Here is a 26,428-nt window from a genome sequence, read left to right as displayed (position 1 = left end):
ACCTCTTATTGATGAATGGACTAACGTTAGATCATGAATCTGTTGGAGAAAAGTGCAAAATAGCCATCGACATTGGAGCTTGAAGTATTTCACCTTCAGCATGTCCTACTTCAGACTCTGCAATATGAGTATCGCAAATGGTCTTCCAAGTCTGGTTTCGATCGTTTGGCAAGGTAAAACGAGCAGGTGCTTTGGTTTGGTTAATTAAGTAAACCATCTCATCGCCGTCATCCCCAATACCAATATGTAGTGCGACGCTACTAAGTCGATTCCAATCTTCCATGCTCATTAATTTTCCATCCACACGGCTCCAGAAAATGCGATTGTCGTTACGCTTCTCGCCGCTAAATGCGCGGATGAAAGGCACCATATACTCCTGGCGAGCGGCAAGCATGTCAGCTAGCCATTGTCTGAAGTGCTCTTTTGGTTCGCTTGAGCTCCAGTCCAACCAACTGATCTCATTGTCTTGGCAATAGGCGTTGTTATTACCTTTTTGCGTGTGTGAGAGCACATCTGCGGTCAAAATATGGGGAATACCAAACGAGAAGAGCAGCGTTGCCATAAAGTTACGCTTTTGCTTCTCGCGAGTTGCCAAGATGACTGGGTTGTCTGTGTCGCCCTCTGCGCCATAATTGTCTGAGCGATTATCACCGTGTCCATCACGGTTTTGTTCACCATTGGCCTCATTATGCTTATGCTTGTATGACACCAAGTCTTGCATAGTGAAACCATCGTGGTAGGTGATGTAGTTCACGGTCAGTTTATATGGCCAATTTGCCGCACTATATAGGTCTCGAGAACCCATTAATCGGGTAGCGAACTCTTTCAAGTAACCTTGATCGCCCCGCCAGAAACTGCGCGTAATGTCTCGCAAGCGATCATTACACTCATTCCAACCAAATGGGAAGTTACCGACTTGATAACCATTAGGACCGATATCCCATGGCTCTGCAATTAACTTAGTCTGTTTTAATACAGGATCTTGCGCGACAGCTCTAAAGAAGGCAGCGTCACGGTTAAAGTTATCTCCGTTACGACCGAGTGTCGCAGCAAGGTCAAAACGGAAGCCATCGACGTTGAACTCTTGAACCCAATAACGGAGTGTATCCATAACAAGGTTGAGTGCTGGCTGATAATTGAGGTCAACCGTGTTTCCGCAACCGGTAAAGTTTGCAAAGAACTCACCATGGCGTAGATAGAATTTAGAATCCAAGGCTTTCAGATTGAAGACCGCTCCGTTATCTCCACCCTCTGCAGTATGGTTGTAGACCACATCAAGAATGACCTCAATACCATGGCGGTGAAGTTCACGAATAGCTGATTTTAGTTCTAGGACAGCATCTGAATCTGCATAGCGCGGATCTGGTGCCATAAAGACATATGGGTTATAGCCCCAATAGTTAACTTTATCCATGTTGAGCAGGTGAGGTTCATGCATACAGGCAGCGACAGGGAGCAATTGTATAGAATTGATATTTTGCTGCTTATAAAACTTCAGCATCTCTTCGCTGACTAAGCCTAGATACTTACCTCTATTCTGCGATGGGACCTTCTCATTGAGCTTAGTGGAGCCTTTTACATGAGTTTCGAACAGCACCATTTCTTCGCGAGGGATTCTTGGTAGCTTAGTGTCTTGCCAATCGAAGTCGTCAGCAATGACCACACATTTCGGTAGTTCAAAGCTTTTTGATGCATCAAATGGCGGAATATAGTGCAGGGCTTTGTCCAACGATTTTGCGTAAGGATCTGATATGAAATGACGCTCTTCACACGTTTCTATGACAAAACCATAACGTTGCCCAGCCTTGACTTCGCTAATGTGGGTATGCCTTACTCCAGCATATTCATTAGGGAGTGGGAACAATTGAATATTATCGTTGTCATCAAAGAGAGCTAATTGGATATCTGGGCAATCTGGAGCATGGATCGCGAAGTTACATCCTCGTATATCCAGCGTCGCCCCTAATGGATATGGGCTTGATTGATGTTGTGTCATAAGATTTTTTTCTATTTGTTCGTGAATGACATTACTTAACTTTCAATAGTTAATAGCTTTGTAAACATTAGGTCAAGTTAAGATCACAGAATTTTAAATGTAATTTAATTTCAGTTTATTTGGCGTTATTTTGTAAAAAGTGATGTAAGACGTATTTTGTGCGTCAAAACATTACCAAATCCGCTACTCCTCCCCCCTTTTTTTGTGACTTATCCTTAAAAAACACCATACGGTTATTTTTCTCATCCTTTCTCATCCCCCTTAACAATCTTCAGGGTGGAGGACGTATCGCACTTACTACTTGGTTAATCTGACACCGTTCAATCAACTCGGGACCCTAAACCGATAAATATTTCAGACCTAAACGCATCAGTACTGCCTCTGCGGCGTTTTGGAAAATGAAATTGAATATAACGATAAGTTAAACGGAGTTTTCTAATGAAAAAAGTAAGTGTAATTGCTGCTGCAGTGGTGGGTGCTTTAGCTTCAGGCGCTGTGATGGCGGAAGACAAAGTACAAGAAGGTTGGCAAGTTAACGGTTATGGACACCTTCTATATAACGTAGGTGAGTCTCTACAACTTAATGAAACTTGGGAGCACCGCCGTGACTATCGCGCAGCGGGTGCAGCTTTCTCTGGTAACCCTAACCAAGTAGAGTTTACGGTAACTAAAGGCAATAACTACGAAAACGGCGCTTGGTCTAAATACGTTCTAAAGACAGAATATGGTAACAACGAGGGTGGTAATGGTCGTGGTTTCTATGGTTCTTCAGGCGGTAACGACAGTCACCTTTCGTCAGGTCAATTAGAGTTTAAAGAAGCGTATGTAGAGCTTGGTGACCTTTCAATGTTTGCTGAAGGCACCAGCATCTGGGCTGGTAAACGTTACTTGAACCGTCAAGCAGGTATTATCACGAAAGAATATTGGAAGCAGTCTTCGGGTCTAGGTGCGGGTGTAGAATATAAAGGCCTAGATTTTGCGGATAACTTAGGTTTTGCAGTAGTTTCTGCTGATCCTGGTGATGGTTATTGTGTGAACACAGTTACACCGGATAACGGTCCGGATTATGACGAGACTGTAAACGGTAAATACTGTAATACGCTAGATGATGGTCGTAGTACAACATTAACGTCACTAGACCTTTACTTATATGGTATTAAAGGACTCGGCGGAAGCTTTGATTTCGACCTTAAGTACCAAGTACGTGCTCATTCAGATCAATATCGTGTAGATACTAATACACCAGATGCAGCTGAAAATGGTATTGGCGCTGGTATTACTTATTCTCGCGACTACTACGGTTTTGATGGCTGGTCATTAACGGGTGTTACTTATGGTAAAGGCATTGCGGCCACTAAAGGTACAAACTTCGGTAACTGGAATGGTGGATGGGCAGAAGACGATGTCTCTCTATTCTTAACGTCTTACGGTGTTGCCAACATTACTGAAAACGTTCAACTTGGTTCAGAAATTGTTTATTGGAACATTGATAACAATGATCGTGGCCAGGTTTGGGGCGCGCAGGATGGCGTAACTCGCGCATTCTTGGGCTTAACTCCTACGTACCGAGTAAGTGACAACTTCCGTTGGGAAGCAGTTTTAACAGCGGCAAGCGAAACAGCTAAGGGATGGCGTACAGACGATACAACGTATTTCTACTCAGCTACATTAGCACCTGTTTTCACTGTGAATGCAGACTACTGGGGACGTCCACAGATCAAACCATACATTGCTTATATGTCATCTAGCGATGATTCTTATGGATGGTCGCAATCATCGAAAGGTAGTGATACTCGATTCGGTATCGAAGCTGAAATCTGGTTCTAATCAACCTAGTTGAATTTACTAGATGAAGTCTTAATCTAACAAGGCAGTCTAAGGACTGCCTTCTTTTTCTAAAATGGTGGAATATTATGAACAAAAATATTTTGGCGCTAGTACTTGGACTAAGTGTGGTTGGTTGTGCGAGTAACTCTGGTGTTGAGCCCACCATCACAGATGCTCAAATGAAGTCAGAAGACGTTTGCTGTATCAGTAAAAAAGATTTTGCTTGGGTGGAGTTGGATAAGACTGAAGATGTTGGTTTTGTAATTGATGAATCATCTCCTGTATGGGAGTTCAAAACCGGTAAGAGCTTTTTCAATGCGTTCGAGTTCTCTCCTCGTTCTGGCAAAGTAAAGGTAACCCTGAGCAGTAAAATGCTCAAAAAACGAGTGTTAGCACCGACAGTTCAATTACTCGACAAAGAATATAATGTGGTAAGAACTATCACTCTTGATGAATTCAATATTCGCTATTCAGACATGTTCGATGCGAATCGTTATGTAACGAGTTTTGAAGTCGACGCACAGTCATTACCTTACATGATTGTGTTCACTAACAGTTCAGATGTCGGCCAGTTAGTTTCAGTACCACATCCTGCCAAGGTGAGAGCAGAAGAAAGCGGGGAGCCGTTACCTATTGTGACTGACCCTAAGTTTAAACACAGTTATGTCGGTGAACTGAATTTAGAAATAGAGACCCTCACATTGGGGTCTAGAAAAGTTGATAATTCCATGGTGGCACCTGTTACAGCGGCAACGACTGGCGTTGTAGCAACTAGTGTGAAAGCAGCTCCAGCAACCATTCAACCAGAGACGACAAGCTATTATCATAGTGCGATCCAAAAAGCCGTCGCCGAGGACAACATCCCTAAAGCTCTGAGCCTGCTAGATGAAGCGAAAGCTCTTAACGTCGAAGGTGCTCAGGAAACGTTTGTTAAAGCAATTAACAGCCGTAAGTAAGATAACTTAGAATTTACCCCGTCTCGAATCATTCTGCTCGGTATAGGAAGCGGCAATGGTTCGAGGCTTTTTCTCTAAACAGATATTCAGCCAACGTCATTTCTCCAAACTAAGTTGTAAAAGCGTGTAATAGATCGCCTATATCACTTAATTAATCTCCCTTCCTGCCGTTACTATATAGAGTAACCGTTACCCAAAAAGCTATTAATCAATGTCGACACTTTCTATTGCAATAGGTGCAACCAGTCTTTCGCTCATCTTGGCATTTATCTGGATGTTCTCGTTATCCTTGAGACGCAAGAGGATGGAGCAAGAGCGTCTTGAGCGTGAAGCTGCCTACCGACGTGCTATTGAAAAAGCGCGTCAACAAGAAAGGCAAGAGCGTGTTTATAAAGCGGAAACGGGCCATGTACCTACAATTTTGTATTTAGCGAAAGAAGCCGAACGCAAGAATGTGAAAGAAGCGCTGTATTGGTACCATAAAGGTGCGCAGTTGGATAACGTCACGGCGATGTACGGCATTGTTCGTCTCAGTGATAAAAAGCGCGAAGACTTGGTATTACGTGAGCAAGCAAACTATTGGCGCCTTTGTATTGCTGGTACTGAAGGGGATTCTCATGCCAAATTTGAGGCTGCGAAGGCTTTAATTTATGGGCGAGGTACCGAGCGCAATATTCCCAAAGGTGTATCTACCATCCAAGAAGTTGCTGAAGAAGGAAATTTAGAGGCCATTCTCTATATGGGCGACTGGAGTATTTCTCCTGATAACCCAACACCATCGCCTAAACAATCGACTCTTTGGTTTGAAAAAGCCGCGGAAAAGCAAAGTGAAGAGGGCATGACCAAACTGGGTCTGAATTACCTAAATGGTGTTGGTGTTGAACAAAATACTGACAGAGCTTGCTATTGGTTAGAACGTGCGGCTGAGAAAGGCAATGTGGAAGCTATGTTTTATGCAGGTGAAGCATGGCGAGACATTAAGCCTAATGGCGCTGCTATCGCTTATATTTGGCTGTTTATGTCCGCCTATTTAGGTTATGAGGCTGCAAAATCAGCAAGAGACTCGGTGGGTTCGACATTAGGAGTGGACTCCGTCGTGGGACTTCAATCGTTGGCAAAACCCGTCATTAAAAAACTTCAGTTTGGGCCGATGGTGAAACATTCGCTAATCAAGGCATTAAACAAGCTTTATAAAAGAGAATTACCTCTTTTTGCACTTGAAGATGCAGACACTTTGAATAAAGAGCAGCCAAATACGGAATCTTCAGAGAGTCAGCAAACGACCTCCGATAATGACACCTCAATGCAAGTGAATGAATCTGATTACAATTACTCCAACTATCACACATCTTACTCCAATCAGTAATCGCATTTATGGTATGAATTCATCGTTAATGATTAATGTGGTTTCATTTATGATTAATATGAATCAAAAATAGGTGTATAATCTATTTTTGTTATCGATTTGAGAATATTTTGTTCCGTAAATTAGCTTGTGGTTCAATTATGATGTGATGCTCATCACTTCAAACTCTACTTTGACATTCCTCTGACAAAAATGATGCTCAACAAAATATGCTGAGCTCAGTTTTAGTGTGGCGTCTAAGGATGCTTGGCAGTGGCCTAAACGCTCGCACGTTAAATTAATGCCTTTTGGCATTCCTGTTCTATACGGAGCTTTTCATGAAAACTTTTAAAATGACATTAGCGGCTGCACTTGTTGCTGCTGTAGCCCTTCCTGCAAGCGCAAACTACGTTGACGTTCGTGGTGCTTACAAAACAGAAGCTAAAACTTACGAAACTCGTGTACGTGCTGGTTTTGACTTTGCAGAAGATTGGCAAATCCACCTTGAAGGTACTCAAGCTCAAGGTGATAAACTGTTTAGCAATTCTGGTAAAAGCGTTGCTGCTTTCGAAACAGAACTAAACTACAACTGGGCAATTAACGATAACTTCACGTTAACTCCTGGTTTCGTATACTGGAACGGTTCTGACCACATGGAATACCGTCCATACCTAAAAGCAACGTATGCTGAAGGCAACTTCTATACTGCAGCTCGTTACCGTTACCAAGCAGCGTCTAGCAGCACAACTCCAGGTGTTAAAACAAACGACACTAACCAAGTTGACCTATGGGTTGGTTATAACCTAAACGACTTCGCACTTGAGTATAACCCTGCTTACATCAACCAAAAAGACGGTGGTGCATATACAGGCAATGGTACTGACAAAGCAGACACTAAGTGGGAACACACATTCCAAGTTAAGTACACTGGCTTTGAATCATGGGCTCCATACGTAGATTATCAAATTCTTGATAAAACATATGCGAATGCACAATACACGGATTTCAAAACAGAAAACCGTATCCGTGCAGGTGTAACTTTTAACTTCTAATCGTTACCGAATACATTGTCGCTTAGCGACAAACCCGAATTGAAAAGGCAGCACATAGTGCTGCCTTTTTTAATCTTTATAACCCGCCTTTGTTTAACTCTCTTTCAGATGATGTACCATCTGCTGTCTTAACCATGTAATGGCAGAGTTGTGACTCATTTTACTTGGCCAAACCATATAGGAATCAAAGGTTTTAGTTTCAAATGGGAAAGGAAAAGTTTGCAGTTGGAATATATCGCTATACTGCTCCGCAACAGATAAAGGTATGACCGCAATCGCTTGTGAATTGGATACTGAAGGAAGCATTCCAAGCAATGAAGAGTGTTGGCTAAATACTTTTCGTGGTGGCAATACTTCGCTGACCAACCATTCCACAAATGTGAGATTGTGGCGCCTGATATTCAGTAGAACATGACTTTCGGTCATATAGTTGGATTTATCGAATTTACCTTGCTGTATGCGTGGATGATTCTTACTGGCGACGCATGTTAGCCCTTCACTGTGCAGTAATTCTGATTGAAATACTTTGCTGTCTGATGGCGACACATCAATAACTAGATCCACTTTCTCCATCTGAAGATCTTCGTAGATTCTGGCATCTTTGGGAGGTAGTTCTTTTAAGATGATCTCGATATTTGGATAGGTAGTACAGACATGGAGACGTTTCTGAAGCCTTAACATAGCGGCTTCATGACAATATACGACGAATGTACGTTGTGTTTTCTTTGGATCAAACGCTTCTAGACCTTGAATCACTTTCTCTATACTCATGATATGGTCATGGGTCTGCTCATACAGTTCTTTGGCATAGCGTGTCGGTTTGATGCCTCGGCCTGTTCTCGAGAATAGTTCTTTGCCAACATTTTCTTTAAGGCGTGTCAGCGCATTACTCACCGCAGATTGCGTCAGGTCGAGTCGCTCTGCTGATTTGGTCACAGATTCTGTTTCGTAAGTAGAAATAAACACTCGCAGTAAGTTTAGGTCGAACTTCTTGTTAGGTTTGCTTTCTAGCTTTTTATTGTCCATAGCAACGTCCTGTGTCGTTGTCTGTTAATCGAGAGTTTTCTTGAATCTAAAGGCGGCAACAATAAGACCGACTACGGTAAATCCAGCCAGCCAGACGGTATCACGCCATACGTCAGACAAATCAGCGCCACGTAAAATAATGCCGCGTATCATGCGCATAAAGTGAGTAGCTGGTAAAGCTTCAGCGACCCATTGAGCGGCATTCGGCATCGCTTCATAAGGAAACATAAATCCAGAGAGCAAGATAGAAGGCAGCAAGATAAACACGGTCATTTGCATGGCTTGCAACTGAGTCTGCGCGATGGTTGAAATCACCAAACCCAGAGTTAAGCTAGCGGCTATAAATAGCAAACTTCCCATCAGAATTTGACTCACTTGACCATTTATGGGAACGCTGAAAATCGCCCAGCCGAGTCCTAAAATAATGAAGATCTGAATCAGTCCGATAAAGATATAAGGGACTATCTTACCGATCATTAGCTCAAGGGAATGAATAGGTGTGGTGATTAATAACTCCAGATTGCCTCGTTCGCGTTCTCGCACGATGGCTGCACTGGTAAACAAAATCATCGTCATTGTCAGTATCACACCTAAGAGTCCAGGGACAATATTCACTGCGGATCGGCGACTTGGATTATAGAGTAGGGTTGCTTCGAAGGTTTTTGGAGAGTGTGGTTGGTAGCCTGCTATCGCAAATTCTTTGATAGGCATGTTTTGCAAGCCCAAAAGCGCAGAACTAATCATAGTATCGGAACCGTCGACCAGCCATTGGCCTAGTGTCTGCTTATGAGTAATACGTTGCGTTAGGTTGTTAGGTAAGATTAACGCCGCACGTACCACACCCTCACGAATGGCAACCTCTGCTTCCTCAACCGTTGGATATTGCGCTTTAACGGTGACTACCTGAGTGACCTTGACAGCTTCAACAATAATTCGCCCTGGGGCTGATTGGCTTTGATCAACGATCGCAATCGGAATATTCCGCACGTCCGTATTCATTGCAAATCCAAATAAAATAAGCTGAATGAGCGGTATCATGACAACCATCCCAAACGTAATACGATCCCTTGAGAGCTGGCGAATTTCTTTGACCATTATGGCGCTCATGCGCGTTAAGCTTTTCATTGTCTGCCCTTACCTGTGACGGAAACAAAGACATCTTCTAAACTTGGTCTTGCCGGTGTGAGCTCAGCTTGAGCTAAATCAGGGAAGCGCGTTTTAAGCCACAAGATGGGGTCAGCGACGGATTGATAGATCAGTACGCGTAAGCGAATTCCTAACTGAGCTGCAGATCGAACCTCTTCACAAGCGATGAGCTTCTCTTTCAATGCTCGTAATTGGGGCGCTCGCACTTCTATGATGTTGACTCCCATATTATTCATCAGCACTTCAGGCTCATCATCTGCACGCATTTCTCCCGCTTCCATAATGGCTAATCGATGACAACGCTCAGCTTCATCCATATAGTGGGTGGTGACTAGGATAGTGGTGCCTTGATCACTAAGATCAAACAGTTGTTCCCAAAATTCTCGACGATTCTCAGGATCCACGGCTGAAGTCGGCTCATCCAAAAAAAGCAGTTCTGGTCTGTGCATGGTCGCAGCCGCAAGGGATAAACGCTGTTTTTGGCCACCACTCATGCCGCTGACTCGTTGTTTCTTGAGGTTGGACAGACCGTAGATACTCAGTTGCTCTTCTATTCTGTTGCTACAAAAAGAGCGGTTCATTCCGAATATTTGCCCAATAAACTGCAAGTTCTCCTGAACAGAAAGATCGTCATACAAAGAGAATTTCTGTGTCATATAACCAATCTTTAATCTCAGTTGCTCTGACTGTTGGGGAATATCCAATCCCAAAACATTAACTGTGCCCTCGGTAGGACTAAGCAGGCCTGTTAGCATGCGAATAGTGGTCGATTTCCCGCAACCATTGGGCCCTAGAAACCCATAAATACTGCCTTTGGGAACCGACAAGTTAATGCCATTGATGGCTGTAAAGTCACCGAACTTTTTGGTGATATTGGTTGCTGTAACGGCAATCTCGCTCATCTACTTCAGCCCCGCTAAGTCAACTTGAGCTGGTACTCCGGTAGGAAGTGTTTGAGCACTGTCGGGTAAGTCGATCTCTGCCAGATACATCAAGCGTGAGCGCTCATCTTCAGTTAGAGCATAATAAGGGGTGAATGATGGATCGGATGCGACCCAACGAACTGTGCCAGTTAGTATTTGCTCTAACCCGTCCACATGAACAGGCACTTCAAGACCAGGGACAAACTTCACCCTGACTGAAGAAGGAACATAGACACGCGCGTAGGGTACCCGGTCTGCTAGCACCACGGCAACAAAGGAACCTGTAGCGACTCGTTCGCCAAGATTGTATGGCAGGTTATCAAGCACGCCATCACGTGTCGCGACGATAGTGAGCTCATCCAACTGCTGGGTTTGTAATGCAACGTCGGCCTTGGCAGCAGCCAAGGCAGCTTCTGCTTGTGTGATATCCTCGGGTCGGGTACCGGCTGTCAGCTTTGAGAACTCTTCTGTTGCCGAGTTTAGCTCCGCTCTTGCTGAGTCGCGGTTAGCCAACGCTTGGTCCTTTTGCGATTGACTTGCGAGTTTTTTGCGCACTAACTCTTCTGCTCGAGAGTAGTTCTTTTCCGCTTCGATCAATCGAGCTTGGGCCATATCTACTTTAGCTTGCGCAGCTGCAATATCTTCAGGTCTTTCACCATTGGTTAGGCGAAGTAAGTAAGCACTGGCTTTTGCTTCTTCAGCTATCGAATGAGCCAATACGGCTTCTTGCCGTTTGGTGTCTAAGCGAACTAGAACATCTCCTGTTTTTACCATACTCCCTTCACGAATAGGCAATTCACGAATGATTTCATTCGCGGTAGAAGAAAATGTAATGCGGTCTCGCTCAAGTGTACCTAGTGCTTTGCCATTGTCGTCACTTTGGCATCCCACCAGAGAAAACAAGATAGAGAAAACAATGAACAACGACCGTTTCATAGAAAACCCTCAAATATCACTTATATAGTCAATATTAGAAGCCAGTTGATTATTTTCTAGCTAATTTTCATAAAGTTATGAAGTCAAGACGTTTTGGATATTGGTATTCGTTGGGAGGTGAGATAGTGATTAATTTCAGGGGGAGTCTGACAAGCTGTCAGATGGGGAGCAGAATATGATTACTTCGGCGCGGATCTTTTTAACCAGTTGTTAAACCTAACATATAGTTTTTATTGATTGTTTGACACAAAGTCACGTCCTGACATTTCATTGCACTTTCTGACTAGTACCTGTCATCTGTATTCCGTAAATTAACGCTTAGTTCAATAAAATCAAGCAATACGGTGAACTTGGTTTGTAGGGAAATTCTGCAACAGTCACGGATAAGACAGCATCAAACATGAAAGACCAACTAACGATTTCAGTTTCAACCATTAACGGCTCCAAGCACTGGCAGTTGAGTAAATCGATGCGCCGGAGCTTAAAAAGCTTGCTTGGAGTCAGTGTTGCGGTGGTGTTTGGCGGCGCGTTGCTTATTCAACACCTTTATCAAGTTGTGGATTACGCTGAGCTCAAACAAAAAGAGCTTGCCAGTGAGTCGCAAACATTGGGTGACGAACTGGCAAATTTGCAGGACCTGAAACAAACCTTAGAGAACGACCTATCTGATAGAGAAGAGCGCATAGCGTTAGTCTCTGAACGACTTTCTGATTTAGAGAAAGTACTGGGAGTGTCTGACCAAGGCGGTGATATTGAGTTGGAGTCCCGTCTGGATGCTGCGGCAATCCACTCTAATATCCGAATGGTGATGTTGACCCAGATCCCGAGCGGTTCTCCCGTGGGGAAACATCGAATGTCGTCTCAATTTGGCAAGCGTACTCATCCTGTGACCGGGAAAGTTAAAATGCACCGAGGGCTGGATTTTGCTGTGAACACAGGCACATCAATCTACGCACCTGCAGACGGTGTGGTTGAGGTAACGAGGCGCAGTAGTAAAGGCTCTGGCAACTTTCTTCGACTGCAACATTCATTCGGCTTTTCCAGTTCTTACTCACATCTTAAGAGCTTCAAAGTTAAGAATGGGCAATTTGTCCGTAAAGGGGATTTGATCGCCATTTCCGGCAACACAGGTCTGTCATCTGGACCGCATTTACACTATGAAGTTCGCTTTGTTGGGCGAGCGCTAAACCCTAGGCCTTTTGTGGAGTGGGGTGTACATGAATTTGAAGATATCTTTAAAAAGGAACGAGGAATACGATGGGAATCTTTAGTAAAAACAGTGGAACAAAGAGTCGCTCAGCAGCTGCAACTCTCATCGCCAAAGGCTGTACTATTAGCGGAAAACTCAAATTAGAAAGTGATATTCAAGTCGATGGAATCGTCGATGGACAAGTTCACGTCGAAGGCTCATTAGTTGTTGCTGAGTCGGGACGAGTGAAAGGTGAAATATTCGCAAAGCAGTTAATTGTTAACGGTATTGTTGAAGGCAATTGTCATGCGGAGCATATTCAGATTCTCGCTAATGGTCGAGTTAAGGGCAAAGTCTGGAGTAACAACTTGAGTATTGAGCCGGGCGGTAAATTCTTTGGCGAAACGGCAGAGTTTCCGGATGATGAAGTAGTGAGTCTAAAATCAAAAGAGACGACGGAAACAAAATTGCCAATCAACCCGAAAAGTGGTCCAAAAAACGACATTAAAAAGAGCGCTTAAGCACGAAAGGTGCGGCTCCCTTGCTGCACCTTAATCCTCTGGAACTACAACCTTAATTTCTCAATTTGTGATAACGATAGCTATCCATTGTTGATATTAATCAATCAACCCTCAGTATAACCCTTTCGTATAGTAGGGACATCAGTTAGAAGAGTTACAATTCGCCTCATACAGCTCATCTGAATGAGCTCGGAAGTAGTATAATTAAATAATACCTTTGACTAAAAGTGAAAGGATCTGAGCATGTCTAGGCAAAACAATAAGTCTTCTGAAAGCCGTCGCAGATTTCTACGTGACGCAGCGAGAACAGCTGTTGGTGTTGGCGCTGCGGCGACTTTACTAGGGTTACAATCCAAGCAAGGGCAAGCAAAAACCAGTGGAGGAGTGCCTATTCGGCCACCTGGAGCGCTTGCTGGCGACCAATTTGACCAAGCGTGTTTGCGCTGCGGTTTATGCGTCCAGGCCTGTCCGTACGATACGCTAAAGCTTGCAACCCTTTTATCTCCTGTAGCATCAGGAACGCCATATTTTACCGCTCGTGATATTCCTTGCGAAATGTGTGAGGACATTCCTTGTGTGGTGGCGTGTCCAAGTGGTGCGCTTGATCATTCACTTACTAATATCGACGACTCCCGTATGGGGCTCGCGGTACTTATTGACCATGAAGAGTGTTTGAACTGGCAGGGGTTGCGCTGCGATGTTTGTTATCGAGTATGTCCGGTCATCGATAAAGCAATTACCCTTGAGCCAATTCGCAACCAGCGCACTGGTTACCATGCCAAGTTTATTCCAACGGTTCACTCTGACCACTGTACAGGCTGCGGTAAATGTGAGCAGGCATGTGTTACCGATGTACCTGTCATAAAGGTTGTGCCTATTGAACTCGCTAAAGGCCATATGGGCGACCACTATCAGCTTGGATGGGAAGAAAAGGTAGAACTTCGCGATGGTACCTTCCCTGAAACACCAGAGATAGCGCCGAGTGAGCACATCCGCATTAATGACGGGAGGAAATAACCATGGCTAAGAATCGCGCAAAAGATGCGGGTAAAGATGCGATAAAAGAGCTTGGCTGGTGGAAGGCACATCGTTTTTTGATTTTAAGAAGGTTATGCCAACTGGCCATCATAGGTCTATTCATGGTGGGGCCAACATGGGGAATTCTTGAAGGCAACCTATCATCCAGCATGTTATTTGGGGTGATTCCTCTCAGTGATCCACTCCTCGTGATGCAAACATTGGCCACAGGGCACTGGCCAGAAGTGAACGCTCTCATTGGTGTTGCCATTGTTGTTGTGTTTTACGCTCTTATTGCTCCTCGTGCGTTCTGTGCTTGGGTTTGCCCTCTCAATATGGTCACCGATTTAGCAGCGTGGATGCGACGTAAACTAAATCTTAAGGCAAGTTATAAATGGTCTCCAAAACTTCGCTATTGGTTGATTCCGGTGATTCTACTGGGTAGTGCTGTTTCTGGTTCACTGTTGTGGGCGTGGATTGATCCTGTGGCATCGTTACATCGTGGATTGGTATTTGGGATGGGTGCTGGTTGGATACTGATTCTATTGGTTTTCTTACTTGATCTCGTTTTGGTTGAACACGGTTGGTGCGGGCATTTGTGCCCACTGGGTGCAACTTACGGCGTCATCGGTCGTAAGAGCGTTATCAGAATTAAAGCAACTCACCGCGAGGCGTGCACTAAATGTATGGATTGTTATAACGTGTGCCCTGAACCCGATGTTCTTAGGCAGCCCCTTAAACAGGGGGACAGACGTGTTATGAGCCAAGATTGCATTAGCTGTGGGCGCTGCATTGATGTGTGTGCTGAAAAAGTACTCGAGTTTACTGCGAGTTCAAAGCAAGACCATAGTTAGAAGTCATAAGTTATGGAACGTCGCGTCTAGGCTCTGTAACGTTCCATTCTAAAAGTTTGCTGCTTTTTACTTTTCTATCAATGGCGTGTTTGTGAATATTGGCTAGGGACACATAAGCGGCTAATAAGATGCTGAGCATGATCATACCTTTAAATTACTGGTCAACATGTCGAAGATGACACTGTTCATTTACGATGAATACCACCCAAGCACTATCGTTCCATACTGAGTCTTTTTCTGGAGTCCAAACTGTGCAGTCCAAGGTCTTGGTGTCGCTGTAGTTTACGGTGAGGTCAAAATTCATAAGATCTTTTGACATATTTATTTGTTTGAAGTCACCGTGTGACGAGATATCAATAGGCGGCGATTGTTGACCAATGTGAACCGCGGTTTTACCTATATGCTTGTGAACATCAAGATCTAGGATAAAAACGGGCACTTTGCCGTCCACGGGTTGAACGTTGGGTTGGTGTAGAGCGTATAGTTGATAGTCATCGGTGTCGGTATTACCTAGACTAAAAACCCAATAGCGAGCTTTATCCACTAGTTCAATTTGAGTATTAGCTAGCACCTGCTGTTCATTTCGACTTATAAGTTCAATGTTTAACAAGTTAACCAAGTCGTCTGTGTCTCGAAATTGTACGGTTTTCGAGTAACCGATATGACGAGAGTACTGGTTTTTCAACAAGTCATGTTTCTCTCCCTTTAGAGACATAGCAATTACGTCAGTTTCAGTGTATTCACTGGGACTAGCGATAAAGTCAAATGTACGAATAACCATACTTTGAGGTTGCGGTAGGGTAGCTTCTGGATTAGTTGGACTACTTCCTCCACACCCAAGTAACGTACTGACGGTTCCAAGGGTAAAAAAACAAAACAACGAGCGTAGTACATTCATAGAGTTTCTCTTAATTGAAAATGGTCTTTGAGTTTACTTAGGCGACGAAATCCAGACTCTTGATATACAGAGCCATTTTGGGACATCGAAAAGGTTGGCTGATATTAATCCAGCTTGGTTTTCTATCTGTGACTGAAACGGAATAGTGCGCTTCCATAAACAGCAGCGTTTCTTCAATAACAGTATTCCAGCGTTGATCCTGTCTAACGATAAGTTGGCTAGACTTTGGGTAAAATTTCCATTTAGTCGTACTTAACTGAGGGCAAATATAAACCTGACCCAAATGGTCAACGATAACCTCACCTTCAAGTCTATTAACACGAAATTTCTTATTTACGTCATCCTTGGTATCAGTGTGAATTTTAATGGCATAGATAAACGGCATATATAACCTACTGCTGTGTTTATTCCTCAGGAGAACCTGATAAAAGTTGTTTAAGCATTTTCCAAAAATGTAGTCACATTATTGGATAGAATTGGTAACGACTAAATATACAGTCTTGGATCGCGTATACTTAGATCAATGCCGTCCATATAAGCAGCTAGCCTCTGTGGCGAATCGATGCGAATCTTGCCTCTATATAAAGTAACAAGATGATTTCTCTATAGTTCTTTCATTACTTCGTTTACCCGTTGGCGTGCGATACCCGTCATGTCACTTAATTGTTGTTGTGACACTGAAATTTCGACCATCGATTCTTTGGTGTTCATATGAGCCAATATATCTATCAACTGATAAACAATTCTTTCTGTGATGTTCGCGCTATATATCAACTGGCTTTGTAGCCATTTCTCTTTTGACTCAAACGTTAATGAATAAAACCACTTGTAGATTTCAGCATTTTTTTCACATATTGGACGCAAGCGTTGGTTACTAAAATGAATAATGCTACAAGGTTCTATTTCAATAAATATAAAAGGCAACAAAGAGGCATTGGGGTCAATATAATTTCCGAACCAGCCATCTTGACCCACTAATAGGCAATTTGCAGTTTTTAAATTTGGAGTTTGTATACAAATCGCTAATGTTCCACTTTCTATAAAGTTGATGCCCCTATTTATGAGACTTGAGCTTGCCAACGCAGGGTCTTCGATTGAAATTCGCTGGGCTACAGAAACTAGTTCTTGTGACAACTCTGGCGACAACGACGTCGTCCATCTCAATTGTTCAACCGCTATCGTCTTTGTCATAACCGCCTCTTCTTATATCTTCTTATAGATTATAGAGGCTTACGGACATTATGAATGCGTTTCTTGCCGTCGTTGAGGGAGAGTGTATAGGGGAATGTAGAGAAGAAGTATCCGGTGGCGGACACTTCTAGCAATTAATTTGATTAAAGTGGTGTATTGAGTTCGAAAACACCTATGACGGGCAGAATGGAATAGCATCCTAGCAGGGGATGATGGCTACTGAGCTATATCCAACATGTTGTCTTTTACACCATTGGTTCTGAACCAACCTGCGATGCTAAAACGCTCGCGTTGAGTTGGCAGTACTTCGTGAGGGAACTGCTCTGAGAAAAACACAAATAATCGGCCTGATTTTGGTTTGATTCGCGTCAGCTCATTGTCATCTAAGTCGTAGACAACTAAATCACCACCATCTTGCTCTGTCCATTCATCGTTCATGTAGAACACTGTCGTCAAACGGCGATTCTCGTTACCGCGGAAGCAATCTAGGTGTTTCTGGTAGAAATCACCCTTTTCATATTTTGCAAAGTGCGCTTCATATTCAAATAGGCCCAAGAAAAAATTCTGGTTTGCGGCTTGGCGAATGATCTCCATCTTACTAAGAAATTGTTGAACTGGCTCACCAAGATCGCTCGATAGCCAGCAGATTTTGTCACTGCGAATTGCGCTTTCACGCATGACTTCGTCGTTGCGACCGATACACGCTTTTTTCCAGTTCTCTGGCAGACACTCTTTGAGCGCATCAACTTGATCGGGAGACAGAAAATCGTCCCAAATGTAATAGCCTTGAGAGAATAAAGAATCGATGAGCTTTTGCATGATAAGCGCCGCCGTGGTTATAAGAAACAGGAGGCGCTTTATAGATAATTAACCCGTTGTCATCAAATCTGTTTTTTTGTCGTGACGATTAACACGGTTATGCTCTGGGCTCTGACAAAAAAGGTCAGAGCCCAGAGCGTGATTAAAGATCGATTCTAAAGACCGATGTCGTACCACTGACTTCATTACCGACGGCAATGAAGTGGTTGCCCTGACGTGTGAAGTACTCGATGGATTCAGGCCCAAGATCGCCTGCCTTTGGGTTGTATTGGTCATTATCGCAATCGCCATCATCTACTTGAGTGCAAACTGGCTGGGAGAAGTCACGGTTATTAACGTAGGTGATAAACAGGGCTTGTGCAGGTTCTGTAACATCATAGACCATAATGCCGCCATGACGTTCTAAGCCAATGAACGCGTAGTGACGACCATTAATATTTGCAACTTCAATTGCTTCTGGCTCGACACCTTTATCATCACTGCGGTCATCTGCGGAGTTGTTATTATCATTAGTGCTGTTGAAGTACATCGCTTCCTTCATGAATACAATATTGGCAAATTCATCGCCACTGTCATAAACCCGTTCACCCGTTTCATTCCAGATAGAGAAGGAGCGAGCGCCAAAGGCTTGCACTTTTTCATCTGCTGCCAATGTTTGGTTTGACTTGATCACTTTAAGGCGTGCTAATTGTGCGTTGTCTTTTAGAGCGATTGCCAGAGGATGATTCGGATCCACTTTGAGCTTCTTGCCACGAACCTCATCAACGTAAGCGATACAGAGGTCTTGCTTGTTAGCGTAGTCCTCAGCATTTTGCTGTTCGTCACCGTCCCACTTGAAACCTTGTTTATCACATTGTTGTTGTGTGGTGTTGAAACCATACTCACGGCCATCACCTTCATTCGCAGTCACAACATAAGTTTCGCCATTTACGCTATAGCTAGCTATGCTGTCGGGCATATACAGGCCTTCTAACATTGGGTAGCTCTTCAAGTTGCCCACAATGTTGTCTTTATTAGAGGCATCAAGCTTCTCTGTTTGCCAAGATTTGCCACCTAAGCCAACGATACTTTTAACACTCGCTGAAGCAACATCAATAGTCGCCATCGCATTGTTTTCTTGAAGAGCTACATAGAGCGAGCCTTTATCATCAAACGTTAAATATTCCGGCTCTAAGTCTTGAGCAACAGTCGCGTTAGGATGAGAGATGCGAACTTTAGAGCTAAGTTCTGAGTGACGAGATTGGCCCTGATTAAACTCGCGAAAATCAATTTGAGTCACTACTGCTTTTTGAGGTCCATTGTTTAGGTCGACCAAAGTGACAGATCCTTCTGGGTCGACAGAGTAGTCTGCGTTGGGTTCACCTTCGTTTGCACTAGCAAGGTAACGGCCGTCTTTGGAGAAGCTGACCATGTCTGGCAGTGAGCCTGCTTGGTAGGTGGTAATGAGCGCTAAGGTATCGGAGCGATACAAGGCAATAATGCCTTTGTCTTGCTTATTACTATTCTCGATAGCGACAGCAACCAGTCCTTCATGAGCCGATACACTATTCGCTGCGCCAATTTTAATGCCGGATTGCTGTGCTGCGGATACTAGATCAATCTGACCTGTTGAACTTGGCTTACCTTGTTTATCAAGCGAAAGTACATCGACTTTCTTTGCTTGTGCATTGACCACATATAGCTTGTCGGTGCAGCTATCGTAACTGACAATCTCTGCAGCAGATGTACCAAACGGGGCATCTGCGATGGATGTGCCGACCAAGGTAAGACCGGAAATTGACATTTCTGAAGGTTCAGGGACAACTGATGTTTTACATTGAATATTAAACGTCTCAACGGCATTGAAAGCTGTCTTTGAAGAAGAGTTTGATGCACATCCAGATAGTGCGATGCTTGCTACGATAACCGAAGCAAAAGTGGTTCTAAGCGAGTTCATATTTCCTCCTTGAATGATTAACTCGCCGAGGATAAATATATTTTGTTACGTTTGTGTGTATGGACAAAAAACCTACGAGAATGTTCACATGGACAGGCTGATAGTGGGCTAGATTAAACGATGAGATTCAGTAGTGAATAATGAAAAAAGCGAGGAGATCCTCGCTTTTTAATGTTGGCTATTTGGCGACGTTACCTGCTACGTTGAGAGCATCCCATGTTCTTGCGAATGGTGGGGCGTAACAAAAATCCAGATAACCTAGTTGTTGAGTCGTCATCTTAGCGGTAATGGCGACCGCGAGTGCATTGATGCGCCCAACTGCACCTTTCTTACCGATGATCTCACCACCAAGTAGAATGTTGGTCGTCGGCTCGTACACCAGTTTGATCTTTATGTCTTCTTGTCCTGGGTAATAGTCGGTCTGGTTTTTGTCTTGGATGGTTGATGTCTTAACTTCCAATCCGTGCTCTTTCGCCATCATCTCGGAAACGCCAGTACACGCCAGTTCGTAATCGAGAACCTTCAAGCAAGATGAACCTAAGAAGCCGTTTAAATAAGTGTCCTTACCTGCTAAATGATCTGCCATCATACGAGCTTGTTTGTTCGCTGTGGTGGCTAGTGGTACGTACACTGACTGTCCCAGCGCCATATGGTGTGCAACAGCGCAGTCACCGACCGCATAGATGTGCTCATCGTTTGTTTTACCAAACTCGTCAACCAAGAGCGCGCCATTCGCTGCTTTTGGTAGATTGAACGCTTCGGTGTTTGGTTTGAAGCCGAGAGATAGAATAACAATGTCCGCTTCGATATCACCGTTGTCAGTTGCAACGATGTAACTACCATCTTGTGCATCGCGAATGGTATTGACGCTACAACCTGTTTTCAAGGTCGCGCCAGATTCACGCACGGTCGCTTCGACAACATCAATCATCTCAGGGCTAAATTGACGACTCATGACAGTGTTTTCACGTTCAACGATAGTGACATCTTTGTCAAGCATATGTGCAGCATCGAATACTTCTAGGCCAATGAAGCCAGCACCAATAATACAAACTCGCTGTTTGCTGGTGTCTTTAAATGCTTCTTTTACGGCTAGGCCGTCTTCTTGACTCGTTAGGGTGTAGACATTCTCGCGGTTGTATTCACCAAATGGTGGGACGATTGGACGAGCGCCGGAACAAATTATGAGTTTGTCATAGCCAATAAGCGCATCTGTACCATCATGACGAACACTGATTTGCTTTTCCGTGCAGCTTAAGGAGATTACTTCGCTGTTAAGACGGACGTCCAAACCCGATGCGATGGCTTGTTCTGGTGTTCGTGAGATCATGCGCTCAGTGTCGTCAAAAAAGCCACCTGCGAAATAAGGAAGACCACAACCACCAAAAGAGATGTAATCACGTTTTTCAATAACAATGACATCGTCACTTGGTTGATTGCGCTTGTATTTTGCCGCAAAACTCATTCCAGCAGCGTTACCGCCAACCACTACAACTTTCATAACTATTACCTAAAATAAGACTGAAAAGAGCACCCAGAGGGTGCTCGTATTATTAATATAAGACGTTAAACAATTGCTTCGCTTTCTTTTGTTGGCGTTGCTGCGCCTTCTGCGTTGTATTGTTCTAAGTCGAGTGTGCCGTTTTTCTTCGCAGTAACCACACCGGACAACATCGAACCAGAGATGTTCAGTGCAGTACGCGCCATGTCGATCAGTGCTTCAATCGATACCAAGATAGCAACAACGGTGATGTCTAAGCCCATGATAGTCAATACAGCAACCGCTGCAAAGGTTGCACCGCCACCAACACCCGCGATGCCAAAAGAGGCAATTGCAATTACCGCGACAAGTTGGATTATGAAACTTAGGTCAACAGGCATACCCATGACTTGTGCAGCCATAATCGCAAGCATTGCTGGGTAGATACCGGCACAACCGTTTTGACCGATACTGGTACCAAATGTCGCTGACATATTAGCGGTTTCTTCATCAACACCTAGGCGCTGTGTTTGAGTTTCCACGTTTAGAGGGATGGCCGCCATACTTGAACGCGAGCCAAAACCAAACACAAGAACAGGCCATGATTTCTTAGCAAACTTCGCTGGAGACAGGCCAAACATTGACACCATGACAAAGTGGATAACAAACATCACTGCGATAGCAACATAGCTTGCTACTAGGAAGCGGCCCATTTCAGCCAGTGCGAATAGGTCGTTAGTCATCATGAACGTTGTCATCAGAGCAAATACACCGTATGGCGTTAGCTTCAAGATTTCACGAACCATGGACAGTACCACTTCTTTCGCTGCATTGATGAAATCAACAAAGCTCTGTACTTTCTCTGGTTTACGCTTTTTCACTTGCAGAATGCTGTAGCCTAAGAACATACCAAACAGAACAGTCGATAGCGTTGATGTTCTTTGCGAGCCAGTTAGCATGTCAAAGATGTTTGCAGGAATGATAGACAACACTAGGCCAGAAAGACCGCTGCTTGCCATGGCATCTTGAGTTGCAATCAATCTGTCGCCACGAGCTTCGATAGCACTGTTAGTACCAATAGTGCTTACTAGAGCGTTTGCATCAATGCCGAAGATATAGATACTTGCGATGCCGACGACTGCAGAAATTGCTACCGTGAAAATGAGGATACCAATAATTTTCGGCGCAATTTTAGACAGTGCACCACTTCCATCTACGTTCATGATCGAAGAGATCATCGCGACGAAGACGAGTGGGATAACAATCATTTGTAGAAGCTTGATGTAGCCTTTGCCGAAGATAGAAATGAATTCGGCGAAGCCTGTTGTTGCTTCGTTACCAAAACCTAAGACCAGTTGAATCGCACCACCAAACAGTAGGCCCGCGACTAACGCACTTAGTACTCGGAAGTTAAAGCTTTTCTTTTGCTTTTTAAAGTTTGCTAGGACGGCGTAAAATCCCAAAAACAAGACGCATAACGCTATAAATGTAAGACTCATGAGATACTCCTATTGTTCCCCATGGTTATTTCTTATGAGCAATGGCTTCGATTTCAACCAAGGCATCTTTTGGTAATCTTGCTGCTTCAACACATGAGCGAGCTGGTGCATTTTCTGTCCCAAATACTTCGGTATACACTTCGTTGAATGCGGCGAAGTTTTCCATATCTGAGAGGAAGCACGTTGTTTTAATCACAGTGTCTAATCCTGCTCCACTTTCTTCTAAAACAGCTTTAAGGTTTTCTAGAGATTGCTTAGCTTGTTCTTTGATTCCACCTTCTACAAATTGCATTGTTTCTGGTACAAGGGGTAATTGACCAGAGGTATAAACTACGTCGCCGTAAATGGTGCCTTGTGAATAAGGACCGATTGCTGCTGGTGCTTTTTCTGTGGCGATAATTTGTTTCACTGTAAACTCCTAATTATTGATTTTATTCAGATTTAAATTCTCGGATGAACTTGTAAACCGCTTGTCGACTGATTCCAAGTTGCTCAGATACTTGTGTGGTTGTTTCCTTTAGTTCAAAGATGCCGTTGTCAAACAAACAGCGCGTAATGGCCTTGTTTCGACCTTTTGTGGTAATCGCGCTGTTTTGGTCAACTTCAGCGATGGCCGCAGTGAGCGCTTGAGCTATGACATCATTGGCATTATTGCTAAAGTTCTCGTGGACTAACGTCTGTGATGTTGAGCATTGAGGCATCAGTGTTTTGATGATCTCAGGGAAAGGAAACGATAAATTCATGTTGATGCAAAGCATCCCTATGGCTTTGTTATTTGGGCCAGCCAAAACACAGGTTGTTGACTTTAATAACGAACCATCCGCGGCATTGGTAAAATAACTCTTAGGAGAGACTTCTCCTGTTTTTTCAAAAGCACGCCACATTCGTAAACCTAAATCGGTAACCGGTGAACCTATTTTTCGGCCTGTATGGTGACCATTAACGATTTTAACAACTGAGTTTTCTAAGCTTTCAAAAGAGTGAATCACGACTTCACAATGAGGACCAATTAGGTCAGCAATAGTGTCAGCAACTCTAAAATAATTGGCTAATGCCGCTCTGTCTTCTTCGCTAAAAGGTACTTGTTTAACATTCATACTTAGGTTTACATTTTTTAACTTTATGACTCAAATCTACTCCTTTTGAGGTAGTTGAGCAACTGTAAGGTAAACTTATGTAAACCTAAAAAAGACGTGAATAAGTGTTTACTTAACCGATATTTAACAAGATATTCGTTCGAAATATGAACAGGATCACGATTGGTGAGGTCTTTGATTTTAAAATCTTAAACTAGCTCAAAGTTTACTATTTTAAATTTAATGAAATACTAAATGCAGGTTTATTGACTAGGCTCAATTTTGAAAATTGAAATGTGCGTCCTGCCCAAGTTTAATTGGGCAGGATGGCTATCATTTACTGACTAAGCTCACTAAACGTCGGCAAACTCTTAGCAAACCTCTGGTGCACATCCATGTAGGTTTGCATGTAGATCTCATCGATACTGTCAGCGCAAGGGAAGCTGGATGAGAAGTCGACATGTTTACGATCGATGGACAATTTGGCTGCCTCGATAATATGAGCGACAAACATTCGAGGGTCTTCCAAACCGATGGAGATCCGCATTGTGGTTGGCTTGATACCAGCTTCATTTAGCGCTTCGTCGCTAAGTTCGGAGTGGGTCGTTAGGGCTGGGCAAAGCGCAACGGTGTTAGTTTGTCCCAGACTTACTTGCATACCGATAGCTGGCTCAAGCATGTCAAAGAACTGTTTGAACCCATCACGATTGATTGGTGCGCGATTGCCATTGCCTTCCATATCGATGGTAAATAGAGCCGCAGGCAAGCCCAAGTGCATGTTGTTCTGGCAGTGTTCGTAGTTATCACTGTCAGGTAGAGCTGGGCATGATACGTTGATGTCTGGGTGAGCATCGAAGATCTTCGCCAAGGTGAGAGTATTGATGGTTTTCTGCACCACACGCATTTCGTAAGTTTTCATACCATTGAGTACTTCAAATGCTTTGTCGGCGTCTAAGAATGCACCTTTAATGTAATACACATTCCAAAAGAGCGTTTCGTTCCATGGAATGATGACCTCATCGCCGTTAGGTTTGGTGAAGGTGACTTCTTCTCCCTTTGGTACAAACATGGCTTCGTTACGGCCGATGACGACCCCAGCGGTTGTGGTCCCTGAACCAGCTAGCTCTTTGGTGTAGGAATGAACTACGAAATCAGGTCGTTCCATCACGTCATCGCGTTTTAGTACTGGGTGCAGGAGCGGGGTACCAACCGTTGAGTCAACGATAATGTCCCAACCACGAAGGTGAGCCGCTTTACTGATGCTAGCAACATCTAAGACGTATCCATGTGGATTACAAGGTGATTCTAGATAAACGTATATTTTCTTACCAGCGGCAAGGCGGTCGGCGTATTTATCGGTAACCTCATCAAGACGAGCCGCAAACTCATCTCCGGAGTAACCATCGACCCATTCGACCGCTACATTCAAGTTTGAGGGTTTTCCAAACCAATCTTCTAATAGCTGATAAGACCCACCGTAGATGTTGCGTGATGCCAGCACAATATCTTCATGCCCAAGTAAATGGCTCAACAACCCATCAATTGCCGCCATGCCAGAGTTAAAGTTCCATGCAAGGTACTCATTAGCTCTTGAGCCTGCCTCTAGGTCAACCATGTGGTTAGCCAGTGAGATTGATGTTGGGTTGAGCAGTCGAGAGTAAATATCGTGAAGCGGCTCTTTACCGTTGAATGCATCTTCAATCCATTCGGTACACGCAAACAAATATGTTGCGGTACGCGTAATCACAGGGCTGGCTGAGAATATAGCGGCAACATTGTCGAAGATAGGGTAGGCACCCTTAGAGGCAAAATGACCATTATTGGTGGCAATGGATTGATAAGTAGTGCGCATGGGGTTTTGCAGGTTGTCGAGGATCTTCGCGATCTGAAATGACAAAAATCGCTTGGCGTTAAACCAGGCGATTCGGTCACTTTTGTCGAGCTCTGAAAGTCCATCAACGGTCAATGCCCAAAGGTCGTGTGTTTTCGTGTTGGCTTTGTATAGTGTGGTCGCTAGTTCAACCAGCGTGGTGCCGTATTCACTATTTGGGTCGATGCCAAAGTGTTTTGCTTGCTCAATGGCAAGAGCTTCTGCTTGTTCGTGTTTGGTTGTTTTACGCAGCGGGCTAAGTTGAGTTGAGGTATTCATAGTTCCATCCTTTATTGTACCTCTTATAATTTTAGTGTTATAAAAATGTTAAAGATTGCGATTTAAGAAGTAACTCACCAATTTTGAGCAATTATATTGCGCATATTGGTTATAAATTGATGGAAAATGCTAATGGATGAGATCGACAAAAGAATACTGGCTGAATTGCAGAGCAACGCTCGGCTAACTAATCAAGAGTTGGCAGATCGGGTTGCTCTGTCGCCGTCCCCCTGTTTGCGCCGAGTTCGGTCCTTGGAGAAGCAAGGAGTCATTCGAGGTTATCATGCCAGTGTTGACCAAGAAGCGTGCGGGCTGCCGATCAATGTCTTTGTATTGGTGAAACTCGAAAAGCCGACTGAAGAGAACATGCGAGACTTTGAGCATCACATTGAAATGATTGATGAAGTGTTGGAGTGCTTTTTGATGACGGGCAACCACGACTACTTGTTGCATGTAGTCAGTGAGTCGCTAAAAAGCTACGAGCAGTTTATCCGCAAGCAATTAACTCGCCTGCCAAATATCGCCTCCATCGAATCGAGCTTCGCCTTTGGTCAAGTAAAAGCAAAGACGAAGCTGCCAGTGAGATAAGTAA

25 protein-coding genes are annotated in these 26,428 nt (G+C 43.9%); 9 read left to right on the top strand and 16 right to left on the bottom strand.

All coding sequences use genetic code 11. From position 1 onward, the window contains the following. Positions 1-31: 31 nt before the first annotated feature. Positions 32-1,996: a glycogen debranching protein GlgX gene (glgX, locus tag HOP38_RS17520; protein ID WP_198558588.1), complete on the bottom strand. Its 1,965-nt coding sequence runs from the start codon at positions 1,994-1,996 to the stop codon at positions 32-34. A 438-nt stretch (positions 1,997-2,434) separates the two neighbouring features. Here glgX and HOP38_RS17515 point away from each other — a divergent pair, with 438 nt between their 5' ends. The 4 genes from HOP38_RS17515 (at position 2,435) to HOP38_RS17500 (ending at position 7,176) form a co-directional block, all read left to right on the top strand. Then, positions 2,435-3,823: a carbohydrate porin gene (locus HOP38_RS17515; RefSeq protein WP_038230787.1), complete on the top strand. Its 1,389-nt coding sequence runs from the start codon at positions 2,435-2,437 to the stop codon at positions 3,821-3,823. 86 nt (positions 3,824-3,909) lie between these two features. Beyond that, complete coding sequence (locus HOP38_RS17510) at positions 3,910-4,779, top strand: MalM family protein (RefSeq protein WP_006070103.1); 870 nt, start codon at positions 3,910-3,912, stop codon at positions 4,777-4,779. Positions 4,780-4,990: 211 nt separating this feature from the next. After that, positions 4,991-6,145: a tetratricopeptide repeat protein gene (locus HOP38_RS17505; protein ID WP_198558587.1), complete on the top strand. Its 1,155-nt coding sequence runs from the start codon at positions 4,991-4,993 to the stop codon at positions 6,143-6,145. Positions 6,146-6,462: 317 nt separating this feature from the next. Next, the gene (locus tag HOP38_RS17500) at positions 6,463-7,176 is read left to right on the top strand and encodes an oligogalacturonate-specific porin KdgM family protein (protein ID WP_006070101.1); all 714 of its coding nucleotides are present in this window, start codon (positions 6,463-6,465) and stop codon (positions 7,174-7,176) included. A gap of 93 nt (positions 7,177-7,269) precedes the next feature. Here the strand turns inward: HOP38_RS17500 and HOP38_RS17495 are convergent, their stop codons facing one another. Genes HOP38_RS17495 through HOP38_RS17480 form a run of 4 tightly spaced genes read right to left on the bottom strand, consistent with a single transcriptional unit; the run spans position 7,270 to position 11,207 of the window. Then, positions 7,270-8,202: a LysR family transcriptional regulator gene (locus HOP38_RS17495; RefSeq protein ID WP_006070100.1), complete on the bottom strand. Its 933-nt coding sequence runs from the start codon at positions 8,200-8,202 to the stop codon at positions 7,270-7,272. Between the two features lie 24 nt (positions 8,203-8,226). After that, the gene (locus HOP38_RS17490; protein ID WP_198558586.1) at positions 8,227-9,327 is read right to left on the bottom strand and encodes an ABC transporter permease; all 1,101 of its coding nucleotides are present in this window, start codon (positions 9,325-9,327) and stop codon (positions 8,227-8,229) included. Further along, positions 9,324-10,250: an ABC transporter ATP-binding protein gene (locus HOP38_RS17485; protein ID WP_124941691.1), complete on the bottom strand. Its 927-nt coding sequence runs from the start codon at positions 10,248-10,250 to the stop codon at positions 9,324-9,326. The genes HOP38_RS17490 and HOP38_RS17485 overlap by 4 nt, the downstream gene beginning before the upstream one ends. Beyond that, the gene (locus HOP38_RS17480) at positions 10,251-11,207 is read right to left on the bottom strand and encodes an HlyD family secretion protein (protein ID WP_124941692.1); all 957 of its coding nucleotides are present in this window, start codon (positions 11,205-11,207) and stop codon (positions 10,251-10,253) included. Positions 11,208-11,607: 400 nt separating this feature from the next. Between HOP38_RS17480 and HOP38_RS17475 the strand changes: the two genes are divergently transcribed. From HOP38_RS17475 to napH, 4 genes are all read left to right on the top strand, one after another. Further along, positions 11,608-12,561, top strand: coding sequence for a M23 family metallopeptidase (locus HOP38_RS17475; RefSeq protein WP_006070096.1), 954 nt, complete (start codon positions 11,608-11,610; stop codon positions 12,559-12,561). Next, positions 12,465-12,917 (top strand): bactofilin family protein, encoded by a 453-nt coding sequence (locus HOP38_RS17470; RefSeq protein WP_081411526.1) that lies wholly within the window; start codon positions 12,465-12,467, stop codon positions 12,915-12,917. Before HOP38_RS17475 ends, HOP38_RS17470 begins: the two co-directional genes overlap by 97 nt. Positions 12,918-13,160: 243 nt before the next feature. Continuing rightward, on the top strand, positions 13,161-13,934 hold the full coding sequence (gene napG, locus HOP38_RS17465; protein WP_006070094.1) for a ferredoxin-type protein NapG: 774 nt from the start codon (positions 13,161-13,163) through the stop codon (positions 13,932-13,934). Between the two features lie 2 nt (positions 13,935-13,936). Continuing rightward, positions 13,937-14,788 carry a quinol dehydrogenase ferredoxin subunit NapH gene (gene napH / locus HOP38_RS17460; protein ID WP_198558585.1) on the top strand — a complete coding sequence of 284 codons (852 nt, stop codon included), beginning with the start codon at positions 13,937-13,939 and terminating at the stop codon, positions 14,786-14,788. 10 nt (positions 14,789-14,798) lie between these two features. On the opposite strand, the gene HOP38_RS26160 is transcribed toward napH, so the two are convergent. From HOP38_RS26160 to HOP38_RS17410, 11 genes are all read right to left on the bottom strand, one after another. Beyond that, positions 14,799-14,927 carry a hypothetical protein gene (locus HOP38_RS26160; protein ID WP_269458204.1) on the bottom strand — a complete coding sequence of 43 codons (129 nt, stop codon included), beginning with the start codon at positions 14,925-14,927 and terminating at the stop codon, positions 14,799-14,801. A 15-nt stretch (positions 14,928-14,942) separates the two neighbouring features. Further along, entirely contained in the window at positions 14,943-15,686 is a 744-nt protein-coding gene (locus HOP38_RS17455; RefSeq protein ID WP_198558584.1) for a hypothetical protein, read from the bottom strand. A gap of 37 nt (positions 15,687-15,723) precedes the next feature. Beyond that, positions 15,724-16,071 carry a hypothetical protein gene (locus tag HOP38_RS17450; RefSeq protein WP_006070091.1) on the bottom strand — a complete coding sequence of 116 codons (348 nt, stop codon included), beginning with the start codon at positions 16,069-16,071 and terminating at the stop codon, positions 15,724-15,726. 218 nt (positions 16,072-16,289) lie between these two features. Beyond that, entirely contained in the window at positions 16,290-16,877 is a 588-nt protein-coding gene (locus tag HOP38_RS17445) for a Crp/Fnr family transcriptional regulator (protein ID WP_242456554.1), read from the bottom strand. 216 nt (positions 16,878-17,093) lie between these two features. Continuing rightward, positions 17,094-17,696: a 2OG-Fe(II) oxygenase gene (locus tag HOP38_RS17440; RefSeq protein WP_198558583.1), complete on the bottom strand. Its 603-nt coding sequence runs from the start codon at positions 17,694-17,696 to the stop codon at positions 17,094-17,096. A gap of 142 nt (positions 17,697-17,838) precedes the next feature. After that, positions 17,839-19,632, bottom strand: coding sequence for a choice-of-anchor I family protein (locus HOP38_RS17435; protein WP_198558582.1), 1,794 nt, complete (start codon positions 19,630-19,632; stop codon positions 17,839-17,841). A gap of 178 nt (positions 19,633-19,810) precedes the next feature. Beyond that, on the bottom strand, positions 19,811-21,133 hold the full coding sequence (locus tag HOP38_RS17430; protein ID WP_031493524.1) for a CoA-disulfide reductase: 1,323 nt from the start codon (positions 21,131-21,133) through the stop codon (positions 19,811-19,813). A gap of 65 nt (positions 21,134-21,198) precedes the next feature. Next, positions 21,199-22,611: a cation:dicarboxylate symporter family transporter gene (locus tag HOP38_RS17425; RefSeq protein ID WP_031493523.1), complete on the bottom strand. Its 1,413-nt coding sequence runs from the start codon at positions 22,609-22,611 to the stop codon at positions 21,199-21,201. A 25-nt stretch (positions 22,612-22,636) separates the two neighbouring features. Next, entirely contained in the window at positions 22,637-23,020 is a 384-nt protein-coding gene (locus HOP38_RS17420; protein WP_063604804.1) for a RidA family protein, read from the bottom strand. Positions 23,021-23,042: 22 nt separating this feature from the next. After that, complete coding sequence (locus tag HOP38_RS17415; protein ID WP_031493443.1) at positions 23,043-23,708, bottom strand: helix-turn-helix transcriptional regulator; 666 nt, start codon at positions 23,706-23,708, stop codon at positions 23,043-23,045. Between the two features lie 316 nt (positions 23,709-24,024). Further along, complete coding sequence (locus tag HOP38_RS17410) at positions 24,025-25,836, bottom strand: trans-sulfuration enzyme family protein (RefSeq protein WP_198558581.1); 1,812 nt, start codon at positions 25,834-25,836, stop codon at positions 24,025-24,027. 132 nt (positions 25,837-25,968) lie between these two features. Between HOP38_RS17410 and HOP38_RS17405 the strand changes: the two genes are divergently transcribed. Further along, complete coding sequence (locus HOP38_RS17405; RefSeq protein WP_006070076.1) at positions 25,969-26,424, top strand: Lrp/AsnC family transcriptional regulator; 456 nt, start codon at positions 25,969-25,971, stop codon at positions 26,422-26,424. Positions 26,425-26,428: the final 4 nt, after the last annotated feature.

Origin of the sequence: Vibrio mediterranei (assembly GCF_013364395.1) — a bacterium.
In the GTDB taxonomy this organism is placed as follows: Bacteria; Pseudomonadota; Gammaproteobacteria; order Enterobacterales; family Vibrionaceae; genus Vibrio; species Vibrio mediterranei.
Note: the sequence above shows the minus strand (reverse complement) of the source record. Positions and strands in the feature narration are given on the sequence as shown.

What these genes read in the sequence shown, in the direction of transcription:
- HOP38_RS17445 (WP_242456554.1), bottom strand. Translation starts at nt 16,877, where the DNA reads ATGACAAAGACGATAGCGGTTGAACAATTGAGATGGACGACGTCGTTG.
- napG (WP_006070094.1), top strand. Translation starts at nt 13,161, where the DNA reads ATGTCTAGGCAAAACAATAAGTCTTCTGAAAGCCGTCGCAGATTTCTA.
- HOP38_RS17505 (WP_198558587.1), top strand. Translation starts at nt 4,991, where the DNA reads ATGTCGACACTTTCTATTGCAATAGGTGCAACCAGTCTTTCGCTCATC.
- HOP38_RS17490 (WP_198558586.1), bottom strand. Translation starts at nt 9,327, where the DNA reads ATGAAAAGCTTAACGCGCATGAGCGCCATAATGGTCAAAGAAATTCGC.
- HOP38_RS17480 (WP_124941692.1), bottom strand. Translation starts at nt 11,207, where the DNA reads ATGAAACGGTCGTTGTTCATTGTTTTCTCTATCTTGTTTTCTCTGGTG.
- HOP38_RS26160 (WP_269458204.1), bottom strand. Translation starts at nt 14,927, where the DNA reads ATGCTCAGCATCTTATTAGCCGCTTATGTGTCCCTAGCCAATATTCAC.
- HOP38_RS17455 (WP_198558584.1), bottom strand. Translation starts at nt 15,686, where the DNA reads ATGAATGTACTACGCTCGTTGTTTTGTTTTTTTACCCTTGGAACCGTC.
- HOP38_RS17425 (WP_031493523.1), bottom strand. Translation starts at nt 22,611, where the DNA reads ATGAGTCTTACATTTATAGCGTTATGCGTCTTGTTTTTGGGATTTTAC.
- HOP38_RS17430 (WP_031493524.1), bottom strand. Translation starts at nt 21,133, where the DNA reads ATGAAAGTTGTAGTGGTTGGCGGTAACGCTGCTGGAATGAGTTTTGCG.
- HOP38_RS17475 (WP_006070096.1), top strand. Translation starts at nt 11,608, where the DNA reads ATGAAAGACCAACTAACGATTTCAGTTTCAACCATTAACGGCTCCAAG.
- HOP38_RS17440 (WP_198558583.1), bottom strand. Translation starts at nt 17,696, where the DNA reads ATGCAAAAGCTCATCGATTCTTTATTCTCTCAAGGCTATTACATTTGG.
- HOP38_RS17405 (WP_006070076.1), top strand. Translation starts at nt 25,969, where the DNA reads ATGGATGAGATCGACAAAAGAATACTGGCTGAATTGCAGAGCAACGCT.
- napH (WP_198558585.1), top strand. Translation starts at nt 13,937, where the DNA reads ATGGCTAAGAATCGCGCAAAAGATGCGGGTAAAGATGCGATAAAAGAG.
- HOP38_RS17450 (WP_006070091.1), bottom strand. Translation starts at nt 16,071, where the DNA reads ATGCCGTTTATCTATGCCATTAAAATTCACACTGATACCAAGGATGAC.
- HOP38_RS17515 (WP_038230787.1), top strand. Translation starts at nt 2,435, where the DNA reads ATGAAAAAAGTAAGTGTAATTGCTGCTGCAGTGGTGGGTGCTTTAGCT.
- HOP38_RS17410 (WP_198558581.1), bottom strand. Translation starts at nt 25,836, where the DNA reads ATGAATACCTCAACTCAACTTAGCCCGCTGCGTAAAACAACCAAACAC.
- glgX (WP_198558588.1), bottom strand. Translation starts at nt 1,996, where the DNA reads ATGACACAACATCAATCAAGCCCATATCCATTAGGGGCGACGCTGGAT.
- HOP38_RS17415 (WP_031493443.1), bottom strand. Translation starts at nt 23,708, where the DNA reads ATGAATGTTAAACAAGTACCTTTTAGCGAAGAAGACAGAGCGGCATTA.
- HOP38_RS17470 (WP_081411526.1), top strand. Translation starts at nt 12,465, where the DNA reads ATGGGAATCTTTAGTAAAAACAGTGGAACAAAGAGTCGCTCAGCAGCT.
- HOP38_RS17500 (WP_006070101.1), top strand. Translation starts at nt 6,463, where the DNA reads ATGAAAACTTTTAAAATGACATTAGCGGCTGCACTTGTTGCTGCTGTA.
- HOP38_RS17435 (WP_198558582.1), bottom strand. Translation starts at nt 19,632, where the DNA reads ATGAACTCGCTTAGAACCACTTTTGCTTCGGTTATCGTAGCAAGCATC.
- HOP38_RS17510 (WP_006070103.1), top strand. Translation starts at nt 3,910, where the DNA reads ATGAACAAAAATATTTTGGCGCTAGTACTTGGACTAAGTGTGGTTGGT.
- HOP38_RS17485 (WP_124941691.1), bottom strand. Translation starts at nt 10,250, where the DNA reads ATGAGCGAGATTGCCGTTACAGCAACCAATATCACCAAAAAGTTCGGT.
- HOP38_RS17495 (WP_006070100.1), bottom strand. Translation starts at nt 8,202, where the DNA reads ATGGACAATAAAAAGCTAGAAAGCAAACCTAACAAGAAGTTCGACCTA.